A 13,905-nucleotide genomic window follows, 5' to 3' on the forward strand; every position below is an offset into this window, starting at 1 on the left:
AGTCCAAAAATGCTGAACAGGAGGCTTTGAGAATGATAAAGTTTCGCAACCGACTTTCCAAATGGTTATGCGGCGTTTCTGTGATCTCCATGATTTTGCCTTATGGCGCTGCACACGCTGCAATACCTGACTTGGAGAGTCAAATTGTTGACTCGCGCCAAATGGAAATCGCCTCTGGCGCTGCCTATAACTGGTATGATATGAAGCTGGAACGGGGATTTGAGAAAGTGCATACCATCGAGTTCAATCCGCAAGCAGGAAAGCTGGATTTGCAACCGGGCAAGACCGATGGCAAAGTTTACGGCATGCAAGGCGTCTCCAAAATGGCCAGCGATGCCGACCGGGCCGGCAACCGGGTAGTCGCAGGGCTGAATGGCGATTTCTACGATTTGGCCAATGGCATCCCGCTTGGCATGTTCATGGGGGATGGGAAAATATTAACGAGTCCGCCTAGTGACTGGTATGCTTTCGGCCTAAAAACAGACGGAACCAGCCTGTATGGGCCAAGTCCCAAATTGACGCGGACCGTGACGATTGGCAGCAAAACGACGCCGATTACGCATATTAACCGTTTGCGGGGCACCGATGCGCTTGTTTTGTATTCGTCTGATTATTACACGTCAACCATGACGAATGATCTTGGCGATGAGGTCGTTCTGGATATCCTCGAAGGCGATGTGAGAAGCGGACAAACGATGAAGCTTAAAGTAGCCGAGGTGCTCAAAGACAAGGGTAATAGTGCGCTTACGGAAGGCAAAGTGGTGTTATCCGCAGCAGGCAATGCCAGAAATACGCTTAGCGGACTTCGCGTCGGAGATGAGGTGTCAGCCAGCTTTGAGCTTGAAGCAGCTTGGCGCGACGTCAAAATGGTGATCGGCGGCTCCGAGCTGCTGGTGAAGGATGGCGTCGTGCAGCCGAATAGCGATACGGCCGTACATCCACGGTCGGCTATTGGCACCAAAGCGGACGGAACGATTGTGATGATCGAGGTGGATGGCCGCAGCCCGGGCTTTAGTGAAGGGGTGCAGCTGCAGGAGTTAGGTCAACTGATGAAAAAACTCGGTGTTGTGCAAGCATTGAACTTAGACGGCGGCGGCTCTTCGACGGTCGTGGTCAAGCTTCCCGGGCAAGATGCAAGACAAGTGATGAACAGACCGTCTGACGGCGGCGAAAGGAAGACGGCCAACGGCTTGCTGCTCGTGAACAAGGCTCCTGAGGGAGCGGCCTCGAAGCTGGTGATTCAGCCAAACTTTGAGCGTGTTCTTGCCGGTTCGTCCTTCAACTTCCAATCCGCTGCTGTGGATGAATCGGGTCATCCGGCTCCATATTCGGGAGAGCGTTCTTGGCAGCTCGATGCTGCCGTAGGGACAATGGACCGTTCCGGTACGTTTCTTGCAGGCCAAGCGGCAGGATTGACCGAATTGAGAGTTAACGGAGAGGGGCTGTCTCCCGGCAAAGCCAAGGTTGAAGTGGTAGACGAGTTGACAGCGTTGAAATTCCCCGATAGCGTGAAAACATTCGCTTCAGGCAAATCAGCGGATTTAACGGTGACAGCACTGCGCAACGGCCAAGTGGTGCAAGCGGACAACAGCAAGTTAACTTGGCGGGTAGAGGGGCCGATTGGCGCGATTGATGCAAAAGGGACGTTTACGGCAACGGCGGAAACGGAAAAAAGCGGTAAAATTTATGTGAGTTATCATGGAGTTGAGACATCAATGGACGTAAACGTAGGGCTGCCGCCCGTCATACTGGAAGATTTCGAGAACGGATTGGGCAATTATTTGGAGAGCTCATCGGCCCAAGCGGCAAAAAGCATTGCCAGCATAGAAACTAGCGAAGATTTCGTGAGGTTTGGCGGAAAAGCGCTTAAGCTTGAGTATGATTTTACTGGCAAGCCCGGCACTTCCGGTGCGTATTTGACGGCAAAGGATGTCGCCTCCCGCATTCAAATTCCGGGATACCCGGAGAAAATCAGCATGTGGGTCTATGGGGATGGCCGGACGCACTGGCTAAGAGCGCAGCTCAGGGATGTGAATGGGACAATTCCGATTGATTTTACCGACCAGAATACGGGTGTGAACTGGACCGGTTGGAAATACGTGGAAGCTGTCGTTCCAAAAGGCAGAGCTCTTCCGCTTACGATCGATATGCCTGTTCGGTATATGGAGACGCAAGCGGCCAAGAAGGATGCCGGGGTGCTCTATATCGATCAAATTCGCGCCTTGTACGGCCCTGTCAAGGACGATATGGCCCCGCCGATTCTCAAAAATATAACGCCGGAAGACGGCGCAACCGTGCATACGAACACGCCGACCATTCGTGCATATGGCGAAGACTACGGCTACAATCACGAAACGAATCCAGGCACGACGTTGATTGATCCTGACAAAATCCGGATGTATTTGGATGATCATCTCGTTCCGCATGCTCTGTACCCGCCGGAGGGACGCATATGGCATACGCCTGATGTTCCTTTAGCTGACGGTGTACACAAGGTTAAGCTTCAGATCAAAGATTTGTCCGGCAACCAAACAACGAAAGAGTGGACGTTCACGGTTGACACAGGCGCTCCTAAGATCGCGTACCTAGGGCAGGCAGAGACTTATGCCGGAAATACGTACACAGTGGATATCAAAGGAGTAAAAGCGGCGAAAATCCGCGACGGCCAAATCGAATTCGCCTTTAATCAATCAAAAGTCGAAGAACTGCAAGCAATCAAAGGCAGCAAGCTTGCCGACAGTATGTGGCAAACATCGGTCGATCCAGCTCAAGGCACCGTGCGGTTAACTTGGACAGGAATCGATGCAGCCGCTCTTTCGGACAATGATCTTCTGGGCCAAATCTCTTACCGCATCAAATCGGATGCCACGGGGTCGAACGAGATTGCCTTCCGTTCAGGATCCATTCGGTTCACGGATTCGGGAGAGACACAGTTCGCTTTCTTTGGACTCCCAATTACTTCTACGATCAAGAACCATCTGTCAGTAAGCTGGGATGAATTTGGCGTCGTGCAAGGCTATACAACCAAGTTCACGGTGAAAGATGAGCAAGGCCAGGCCGCTGAAGGCGTGAAACTGCTTGCGGACGGAACCGAAATTGGTACGACCGACGCACAAGGGATGTTACAAACCAACACGTTGACATCTGTTGTAAAAGAGTACAAACTGCAAGCGGTAAAGGATCAAAAGTACAGCCCGTTAGTGAGCTTCAAGGTTTCGCCGTTGGCAGGCACGCCGGTTCCTTACAACATCAGCTTGACGATGGGCGATGATCCGACGACTTCGAGGTATTTGGCATGGCATACGCATCCCGGCATTGAATCTACAGTTGTAGAAATCGCCAAAGAAGCGGAATTCACTGATTTTACACAGGCAAATGTTATGAAATTTACGGGCAGCAGCTATGTATACAATACGTACGATTTAGGTACGGTTCGGGTACATAAAGCCATAGCAGACGGATTAGAGCCGAATACGCGCTATGTTTACCGGGTTGGAGACGGCAGTGGGAATGTGAGCTCCCTAGGTTCGTTTCAGACAACGGCAGCCAGTGGCGATCATACGAAATTTCTTTACTTTGCCGATTCGCAAGCGGCTGATTTAAACGGCTATAAACTATGGGGGAACACGGTTGCCAAAGCCGTAGAAGAGCATCCGGACGCGGAATTTATGGTCCATGCCGGGGATATGATCGATAGCGGATTTAAAGAAAGCGAATGGAATATGTGGTTTAGCGCAGCGCAAGACAAATTGATGAATAAGACGCTGGTTGCGCTTATCGGAAATCATGAAGTGATGGGAATGCGGGAAAACAACGATTTCCTTGCTCATTTTAACCAGCCGGGCAACGGCGTTAGTACGCTCAAGGGGACGAATTTCTCTTTTGACTACAAAGACATGCATTTTGTAGTGCTCAACAGCGAATATGCTTATGAAGAGCAGAAGGAGTGGCTGCGCAAAGACCTTGCAAGCACCACGAAGAAATGGAAGGTAGTTGCCTTCCACAGAGGCCCGTACGGCAGTATTTATGATACGGCTATTGTACGGGAACAGTGGGTGCCGGTATTTGACGAGTTCAAAGTTGATCTTGGCATTAACGGTCACGACCATATTTATTTGCGGACTTTCCCGATGAAAGACGGCAAACCGGCCGCAGAGGGGCAAGGAACTACTTATATGGTGGCAGGCTCAACAGGACCTAAGTTTTATTCGCTGACGGCCAGAGATTGGCAGAAAGTAACCGATGCGGAAAATACACAAATGTATGCGGCGGTCGACATTCAAGGCGATGAAATGAAAGTTGTCACCAAAACGGTAGGCGGACGCATCGTGGATGAGTTTACATTGAAGAAAACGGCCGCACCGGAAACATTTGAGTTACGTACGGATAGTTCTTCCTATAACTTGGAGGTTGGAGCAACTCATCAAACGGTTGTTACAGCAACCTACAGCTCTTCGGGAGCTCTCAAAGATGTTACGGCATTATCCTCCTTTCAAGTAGCCGATAACCGCATTGCCTCCGTTGACGAGAGAGGGCTCGTTACGGGCCTGGCTGAAGGCAGTACGACACTCACAGTGCATTATGGAGGGAAACAGGCGACTGCTCAAATCCATGTTCTTAAAAAAGGTAACGAGCAAACGGCGACGACGCTTTCCGGACCTCCTGGCGTTCAGCCGAACGAGGCTTTCACGCTGAGCTTAGGGTTAAAGAATTTGCAGCAGCCAATACTGGCTCAGGATCTGCACTATCAGTATGATTCGAATCTATTTGAATTCGTGGACACAAAAACGACTGCAGACGGTGTGAAAATCCTGAACACGTTGACACAAACACCCGGTGTTATTCGATTAATCGTCATAAGCGAAGGACCCTCGCATGCGATCTCATCTGACTCGGTCTTTATTGAGCTTCACTTCCGTGCGAAGCCTGTCGCGCAAACCGCCAGCGGTTCGCTTGCCGTTGTTAGCGCGACTTTGGGGGATGGGGCAGGAAATGAACACATAGCGGCACCTTCAAGCGTCAATGTCGAGGTCACGGTTCCAAAAGGCTTGCCGGGCGACTCGAACCACGACGGTAAGTACACGATCAGCGATCTTGCAATCGCAGCAGCTCACTACGGTAAAGACCGCACAGATCCGGATTGGAGTTCTATCCAATCTGCGGATTATGACGGAAACGGATTGATCGATATTCTCGATCTTGTAGCCATCGCTAGAAAAATTTTGGAATAAGAGGAAAATTCATTTGAGGCTGTTCCCAAGGTCGTTCACGATCTCGGGGGCAGCCTTTTGTGCACTGAGAATCAGAGGAGGCTGATCCGCGACCATTGAGATGGCGCTGAATTTGTTCAAGTTTTTCCGGTTAAGCTGGAATAAAGGAAACGAGACATTTTCAGTTGCAGAGACAATCATTCATTTGACATATTAGATTAAAGTGCAGCTGCTGCTGCGCCGGGCAAAGCGCCAGGATGACCCTTTTCCTTCGCTTGATAAGTGTCTGACGACTATTGAGGATTAAGTGAGTTATAATGAGCAATAGGATATGTAAGGGAGGATGAGCTATGCTTTATATTATCGTTCTAATTCCCGCGTGTTTGCTTGTTCTTTTTGGGATTTTTAAAATAACACGCAAAGTCAGAGATAAGGTAGAAACTGCGAAAGTAATTAACATGTCCTTGTACAGAACGAAAAAGACTTCGGTTCCGAACAAAAGTGCTTGTTCCTTCTGCCGGAAGAAGGAAAAAAAGCTGGCGTTCTATTCGGACGAGCAGGGCAGAGTGGTGGGTGTTGTTCCGTTTGCAGGCCTCAGGCTGAACGCCGAGCGCTGATGAGGCTGTGAGCATGGGTGAGCCGGTCGTATACTACCAGGATCAGGACAGGATCGGCGGTGAGCTGAGATATCCGTGCTGACAAGGTGCTGCGGTCTGCTTATTCTCGCGAGGTAGGGGAACTACAGGCCGCTATTTTGCCAAAAAGATTCCTTTATGTGAGGGAGTGGGAACTAGGGTCCGCTATTCCGCCATTCTGACGCATATTTGGTCAATGGAGGTTGAATAGGACCCTGTAGTTCCCCTTGAGCTCCCTTATTTCCGCTTTTCGCCGAAATAAGGGAATAGAGTTCCCGTTTATACGTATTGGAGTTCGGAAGTTAACGCAGTCTGCCCTCGCTGAAGGACAGAGAGGCCGTTATTCGATGGAAAAGGTGTAACGGATACCAGCGCTGTTATTTGCTCACTTGGAGACAGATTTCGCCTCGAAACCGGCAAATAAAGTCTCTGGTGTCCGATAGTAAAGAGACACGACGCTTTTCGCGAATATAACGGCCGCTGTGTTCGAAGCGTGATGAGACGTAAGGCTAAGAGATGAGCTCCATATCTAATTCCCTCCCCCTGCTCGAACGTATGGGTTTAGACCGGACCTAGCCGCAGGCTGGGCTTTTGACATATAGAATTTATATGTTTTTTGGGGAAAGCGCGGCCGAAATGGATCAATACGGGATTGTTTGTACAGGTAAATTCACTAGTAATTTCAAGCTTGGTTCCAACCGATTTGCCAGCTGAGACGTCGTTTTTCAGCATTAAAGTAGGCGGAGAGGGCAAAAGGTTGAAGTTAACGCTGTAATACAAACTAAAAGTTGGGGAACAGCCCCTGATCCCCTTGTATTTCCAGCTGAGACGTCGTTTTTCAGCATTAAAGTAGGCGGAGAGGGCAAAAGGTTGAAGTTAACGCTGTAAGACAAACTAAAAGTTGGGGAACAGCCCTGATCCCCTCGTTTTTCCAGCTGAGACGTCATTTTTCAGCATTAAAGTAGGCGGAGAGGGAAAAAGGTTGAACGCTGTAAAACAAGCTAAAAGTCGGGGAACAGCCCCTGATCCCCTTGTTTTTCTAGCTGAGACGTCGTTTTTCAGCGTTAAAGTAGGCGGAGAGGAAAAAAGGTTGAAGTTAACGCTGTAAAATGAACTTAATGTTAGGAACAACCCCTGAACACTGTCCTCGCCTTCTTCGTAATCATGGATTTAGAATTCTCAAGAATCTACTTATGGGGCAGCCTCTTCATGCGTCGGTGGCCAATCTTGACGCTTCGCGGTCAGGCTGGGAGGGAAACTACAGGCCGCTATTTTCACCAAATGGGCTATTTTCGGGTTCCAGAGGGAACGACAGGGTCTTATTCGCCCTGAAAAGGCTGCATTTGGCTGAAAGTGATCAAATAGCGGAACGTAGTTCCCACTGAATTGCCAAATTGACGCTTATGCGATGAATAGCGGATGCTAGTTCCCTCTCCCTCGCGAAAATGGATTTTTTCGGACAGAGAGGACCTTATATGATTGAAAAGGACCTCTTCAAACATGTAACAGACACCAGCGCTGTTACTTACTCACTTAGGGACTGATTTCACCCCAAAACCGGCAAATAAAGTCTCTGGTGTCCGATAGTATAGAGATACGACGCTTTTCGCGAATTTAACGGCTGCTGTGTCCGAATCGTGGTAAGAGAAGTCGAAGGCAGCAAATATTAGAACAAAAGGGGAATGGATATGGGGTGAAAACACGATTTCAAGAAACGGTTGGAGCCCCAAATCCAGTTCCCTCCCCATGCTCGAACGTATGGGTTTAGACAAAAACCTAGCCGCTGGCTAGGTTTTTCGTGTTTCATTTCTATTGCGATCATGATTCGAACACACCTTATCAGTTAAACTGATAGAACTTATAAATTCATTATAATTGACCTATGGGAAAACCTATGATAGCTTCAAGAGAGTGAAAAATTATGCGACAAAATAAATGGGGATTTACTTATTACTGCAAGATACGAGAGGTGGATTTTGTTGGAACTTCAAGTCACGAACAGTCCTTTTAATCAGGAGCAGGTAGAGCTGCTAAATCGTCTGCTGCCTACTCTGACAGAATCACAGCGAGTTTGGTTGAGCGGTTATTTTACTGCAATCAATGGAGCGGCAGGATCGGCGAGTGCCGGCTCGGTGCCGGTAACGGCTGCGGCGCCAACCGTCGAGACGGTTTCCAAAGAAGTTACGGTGCTCTTCGGATCACAGTCCGGTAAAGCGCAAGGATTAGCTAAGAAGTTTTCGAAAAAGCTAGAAGAGCAAGGTTTTCAGGTAACGCTTTCTTCCATGTCCGATTTCAAGCCGAACGCTTTGAAAAAGGTGCAAAACTTGTTGGTACTTGTCAGTACCCATGGCGAAGGGGTTCCTCCGGATAATGCTATTTCTTTCCATGATTTCCTTCATAGCAAAAGAGCGCCTCAACTGGATGGCTTGCGGTATTCGGTGCTCTCGCTTGGCGATACGTCTTATGAATTCTTCTGTCAAACCGGTAAAGATTTCGACAAGCGCTTGGGAGAGCTTGGGGGTAAACAGCTTGCGCCGCGCGTCGATTGCGATGTAGATTTCGATGAACCGGCAGCAGAGTGGATGAGCAGCGTACTAAGCTCGCTTAGCGCAGCTTCCGCATCGCAATCCGTTGCTGTGAGCGGAGCAACTGCAAGCTCAGCGGCTGGCGCAGAGTCCGAATTTTCAAGAACGAATCCTTTCGAGGCGGAAGTACTTGAGAACTTGAATTTGAACGGCCGCGGGTCAGACCGCGAAACTCGGCACGTGGAAATCTCGCTGGAAGGTTCGAACCTACAGTATGAGCCAGGCGACTGCCTAGGCATTTATCCGGAAAATCATCCTCGTCTCGTCGAGGAATTGATCGAAGCTATGGGCTGGGATGCCGACGAGTCCGTAACTGTCAATAAAAACGGTGACAAACGTTCCGTTCGATATGCCTTAACTCGTAACTTCGAGATTACCGTATTAACGAAGCCATTGCTTGAGCAAATTGCCAAATTGACGATAAATACGGATTTGAACGGACTTGTAGCGCCTGGGAACGAGCAGGAGCTTAAATCCTATATCAGCGGCAGAGATCTGCTTGATTTGGTTCAGGACTACTCGCTGAAGGGAATTGCAGCAGGTGAATTTATCGCGGTTCTTCGCAAAATGCCTGCCCGCTTATACTCCATTGCGAGCAGCTCGAAAGCATTCCCGGATGAAGTGCATGTAACCGTTCGTGCCGTACGCTATGAAGCTCGCGGACGTGAACGTTACGGCGTGTGCTCCGTGCAGTTGGCAGAAAGAGTAAAAGCCGGTGAAGCATTGCCGGTATACATTCAAAACAATCCGAATTTCAAATTGCCGGAAAATCCGGATACGCCGATCATTATGATCGGACCGGGAACAGGTGTGGCTCCTTTCCGTGCATTCCTAGGCGAGCGTGAAGAAACGGGTGCGGAAGGGAAAACATGGTTATTCTACGGCGACCAGCATTTCTCAACGGACTTCCTGTACCAGATTGAATGGCAGCGTTGGTTGAAGGATGGCGTGTTGACGCGCATGGATGTTGCGTTCTCCCGCGATACCGATCAAAAAGTGTATGTACAGCACCGGATGCTTGAGAAAAGCAAGGAACTGTATCAATGGCTGCAAGAAGGAGCCAGCGTGTACGTCTGCGGGGACGAGAAGCGCATGGCCCATGATGTTCATGGAACATTGGCAACGATTATTGAACAAGAGGGCGGGTTCAGCTCGGAAGAAGCTGCTGAATACTTGTCCCGTATGCAACAGCAGAAACGCTATCAGCGGGACGTCTACTAAGACGAACCCGTTGATTGCTAGAGGAGAGAGCCGATATGTCAGAAAATAATTTACTGTCGAAGAACAGCGCACCGCATAGCGAAGTTGAACATATTAAACTAAGAACCAATTATTTGCGCGGAAGTCTCGAAGAGACGCTTATCGATACCATTACGGGATCTATCCCCGAGGATGATAACCGTTTGATGAAGTTCCACGGCAGCTATATGCAGGATGACAGGGATCTGCGCAACGAACGGCAAAAGCAAAAGCTGGAGCCAGCTTACCAGTTCATGCTGCGCGTTCGTGCTGCCGGCGGTGTCGTGACACCGGATCAGTGGTTAATGATGGATAGCGTCGCACAAAAATATGCAAACGGTACGATTCGTTTGACCACGCGTCAATCTTTCCAGCTTCACGGCGTGATCAAATGGAACCTGAAAAAAACAATACAAGAAGTTAACGCTTCTTTGCTTAGTACATTAGCTGCGTGCGGCGACGTGAACCGTAACGTGATGTGCAATCCCAATCCTCACCTTTCTGATGTGCATGGTGAAGTTTATGAGTGGGCTTGCCGCATCAGCAATCATCTGGATCCGCAGACTCGCGCTTACCATGAGATCTGGCTGGACGGAGAGAAAATCGTAGATAGTCAGGACGGCGAGCAAGAACCGATTTATGGAAAAGTGTACTTGCCGCGTAAGTTCAAAATCGGCATCGCGGTTCCTCCATCCAATGACGTGGACGTTTTCTCACAAGATCTCGGCTTCATCGCGATTGTGGAAGACGGTAAATTGAAAGGTTTTAACGTTACCGTTGGCGGTGGTATGGGGATGACGCATGGCGATACGCTGACATACCCTCAAGTTGCCCAAGTCATCGGCTTCGTAACGCCGGATCAAGTTGTTGATTTGGCAGAAAAAACGGTTACGATTCAACGTGATTATGGCGATCGTGCTGTACGCAAACATGCCCGTTTCAAATATACGATTGACGACCGCGGCATCGAATGGTTCGTTGAAGAACTAACTGCTCGCCTGGGTTGGAAGCTTGAAGCCGCACGTCCTTACCATTTCGATGACAATGGGGATCGTTATGGATGGGTAAAAGGAAGCAACGGCAAATGGCATTTCACGTTGTTTATCCAAAACGGACGCGTGAAAGATGAAGATAACTACCGTTTGTTGACAGGACTTCGTGAAATTGCCAAAGTACATTCCGGTGATTTCCGACTCACAGCGAACCAGAATTTGGTTATCGGAAACATTAGCGCGCAAAAGAAGAAGAAAATCGAAGAACTTATCAAAGAGCACGGTCTTACTGATGGTCTTCATTACTCCGCGCTGCGCAGAAGTTCCATGGCCTGCGTATCTCTTCCGACTTGCGGCATGGCGATGGCAGAAGCCGAGCGCTACCTGCCTGAGTTGATGGAGAAAATCGAGCCTATGCTAGATGAAGCCGGACTTAGCGAGAAAGAAATCACTATCCGTATGACGGGATGCCCGAACGGATGTGCACGTCCGATGCTGGCGGAGCTTGCGTTCATCGGGAAAGCGCCAGGGAAATACAACATGTATTTGGGCGGCGGCCATGCCGGCAACCGACTCAACAAGCTATATAAAGAAAACATCGGCGAAGCTGAGATTTTACAGTCGCTTAAACCGATTATTACGCAATATGCGAAAGAGCGTTGGGATGGCGAGCACTTCGGTGATTTTGTCATTCGCGCCGGCTATGTGAAGGAAGTTCGTTCCGGACAAGAGTTTCACGCATAATCATGTATGACAGGGTTATCCCGAAGGTCTGAAAAGATCTGACGGATAGCCTTTTTTAATTGTGGTAACCTATGGGAAGGTTTGATGTACAAGGAGCAGATACAATGGACGATTCGGTATTATTGCAAATAACGAAAGCTCAAAACAGGAAAATCTTATACCATTTTACGAGAGCGAAAAATCTAAATGCAATTGCTCATTTCGATACGCTGTTTTCCAGTTATAGTGTCCAACCTGTCTACGGAGGCGAACGCCGGTTAAAGCCCGAGCATCTCGATTATTACGATCTAGAGATCACGATCAATTCTCACCTGAGAATTGCTGACAGCATGATCGATGCGTCCACAACGCAAAAACAATTTCGGACATATCTAGACCGACATGTGTTCTTTTGGCCGACGTTAAGGGATTGTCAAAAAATGATGGCCACCTACGCCAGGAGAGAGCCGCAGGAGGCCTTTGCTGTTCTTGCATTTCATGCCTATAACTTGTTATCCAAACACCGCACCGAAGTAAAGCTATCCAAATACGATTCGGGCAGCTCGCCGCGATTTCCAAAGCATTGTTCGTATAAGAAGAGTTTGGCTATGTTTTTGCCACTTGAGGAGTTTAGTCTCATTAAGAATGATTTGGTGCCCAGCACGCCATCTCAGATACGTGAGGTCCTCCTTGAAGGGAAAATGCAGGGTGTAAAGGACCTTCTAACAGCTGTTTATGTGAGCGGAAATGAGGCTCTAGCTCTCCCAGATAGTTGGAAGCAATTGACTAAGCCTTGGTCGGATATAGAAGAGATCTAGTATTCTTACGACGATTTTCGAGGAGACATGCAACTACTCAATCTTATCCCACATACACTGTTACATCAAACAAATTGATGTCTTTAAACAGTGGTGACGAGGAGGGGGACGGATGAGATTTACGGTGCAATATATTCCTCTAAGTAAAATCAAACCGGAAAGTACCATAACCAAAACCTCGGGACGAAAAAAAGAATTAAAAAAAGTCGCGCAAGACCTCATGCACCTGTTGGTTGTTCAGAAAAGCAGAAAGGCGAAGGGATACGTCATTTTAGATGGCCATCATCATTTTCATTTCCTCAAAAAGCATACATCGAAACAAACAGCAGTGTGTTTGGTCGATGAGAGTAAGTTGTCGGCAGGCATCGGGAAGTTTGTTCAGCAGTTTCGCAAACGATCTCTTCCTTACGATGTGCCAGCCATTCGTCCGGATCGAGTGACCGTTAGCAGTTGGTCGATCATCCGTACTTTTATGAAACGGGAGCCTCGGTTTCGTAGTCTTTCGCGCAGACAGCAGCTGAAGGTGCTTCGGCTCGGTATGCAGTATAAAAAAACTACCGTTCGCAGCATGCAAGCCAAAGTCGATGAGTTATTGAAAAAAGCGATAACGGATTAAATAAAGCAATCGGAAGTTGCAGGAGCTGCCTTGGCGGCTCTTTTCTCATTTCGGCAGGTCCTAACAGAATAAGGTATAATCAGGAATATAGCTGAATGAAGGAGTGAATGGACCATGATTGAAAACGTACGCACAAGTAATGTACAGCGGTTTGCCGGCTTCGGCGCATTGTATGATCAGAATCGTCCCGCGGCTCCGCAAGAAGTCGTTAAGTTGTTAACTACATACTTGCAGCGAAAACCGCAAACGGTCGTTGACGTTGGATGCGGCACAGGTCTCTCGACTTTTTTATGGCTGAATGAAGCTGAACGAATCATTGGCGTAGAGCCAAGCGACGATATGCGCGCGGTAGCCGTGAGCAAGTGGGAAGCGAGCAATCAGCCGGACCATATGCAGTTTGTAAAAGGGCTCTCCCATGAGTTGGACCTGCCATCGGCATCCGCCGACGTCATCACTTGCTCGCAGTCGTTCCATTGGATGGAGCCGCAAAGCACGCTCCGCGAGTTCGCCCGCGTACTCCGTCCCGGCGGTGTATTCGCCGCATACGACTGTGATTGGCCGCCGGCGTTCGATTGGAAAATCGAGGAGCAGTACCAGAGGCTAATCACGCTGGGCGACGCGCGCGCGTTAGAGCTGGCACCGAAGGAGCAGCAGGCTCACAAGTGGAACAAGGAGGAGCATTTGCAGCAAATTCGCCGCTCAGGCTTATTCCGCTATGCCAGAGAGATCGTTTTTCATAACTGGGAAACTTGCGATGCGGAGCGTTATGCCAATCTTGCATTTAGCCAGGGTGGCTTGCAAACGGCATTGAAATTAGGCGCAGATGAGCTGAATGACGAAATTAACGCCTTTCGTGAACAAGTAGCAAAGGCATTCGGCGGTGAAGAAAGGGAGATTTTGTTTGGTTACCGGTTGCGCATGGGCGTTGTCTAGCCATAAGCAATGAAAGCGGCTATGATGGTATTCTCATCATAGCCGTTTTGATGTTCCCTCGAGGTGACTCGCCTATTTTGGAATAACAGGATTTTCTCCATGTATTTTCACTTATTAATTCATCCTGGAACGTTTAACTGGAAAAACTCAGGCT

The 13,905-nt window shown here is 48.9% G+C and carries 7 protein-coding genes; all 7 read left to right on the forward strand.

Annotated elements, in window-relative coordinates; all coding sequences use genetic code 11:
• Positions 1-32: 32 nt before the first annotated feature.
• The 7 genes from GC097_RS19565 (at position 33) to GC097_RS19595 (ending at position 13,751) form a co-directional block, all read left to right on the forward strand.
• Positions 33-5,231 (forward strand): phosphodiester glycosidase family protein, encoded by a 5,199-nt coding sequence (locus tag GC097_RS19565; protein ID WP_171684989.1) that lies wholly within the window; start codon positions 33-35, stop codon positions 5,229-5,231.
• A gap of 329 nt (positions 5,232-5,560) precedes the next feature.
• Entirely contained in the window at positions 5,561-5,827 is a 267-nt protein-coding gene (locus GC097_RS19570) for a hypothetical protein (protein WP_171684990.1), read from the forward strand.
• A gap of 1,997 nt (positions 5,828-7,824) precedes the next feature.
• A complete protein-coding gene (locus tag GC097_RS19575) occupies positions 7,825-9,651 on the forward strand; it encodes an assimilatory sulfite reductase (NADPH) flavoprotein subunit (protein WP_171684991.1) in 1,827 nt (608 codons plus the stop codon).
• A 35-nt stretch (positions 9,652-9,686) separates the two neighbouring features.
• Positions 9,687-11,405, forward strand: coding sequence for an assimilatory sulfite reductase (NADPH) hemoprotein subunit (gene cysI / locus GC097_RS19580; protein ID WP_171684992.1), 1,719 nt, complete (start codon positions 9,687-9,689; stop codon positions 11,403-11,405).
• A gap of 104 nt (positions 11,406-11,509) precedes the next feature.
• Complete coding sequence (locus tag GC097_RS19585; protein WP_171684993.1) at positions 11,510-12,202, forward strand: DUF7002 family protein; 693 nt, start codon at positions 11,510-11,512, stop codon at positions 12,200-12,202.
• A gap of 112 nt (positions 12,203-12,314) precedes the next feature.
• Positions 12,315-12,818 carry a hypothetical protein gene (locus tag GC097_RS19590; RefSeq protein ID WP_171684994.1) on the forward strand — a complete coding sequence of 168 codons (504 nt, stop codon included), beginning with the start codon at positions 12,315-12,317 and terminating at the stop codon, positions 12,816-12,818.
• Between the two features lie 114 nt (positions 12,819-12,932).
• Positions 12,933-13,751 (forward strand): class I SAM-dependent methyltransferase, encoded by an 819-nt coding sequence (locus GC097_RS19595; RefSeq protein WP_171684995.1) that lies wholly within the window; start codon positions 12,933-12,935, stop codon positions 13,749-13,751.
• Positions 13,752-13,905 lie beyond the last annotated feature (154 nt).

It is taken from the genome of Paenibacillus planticolens (genome assembly GCF_013141725.1).
Taxonomy (GTDB): domain Bacteria; phylum Bacillota; class Bacilli; order Paenibacillales; family NBRC-103111; genus Paenibacillus_E; species Paenibacillus_E planticolens.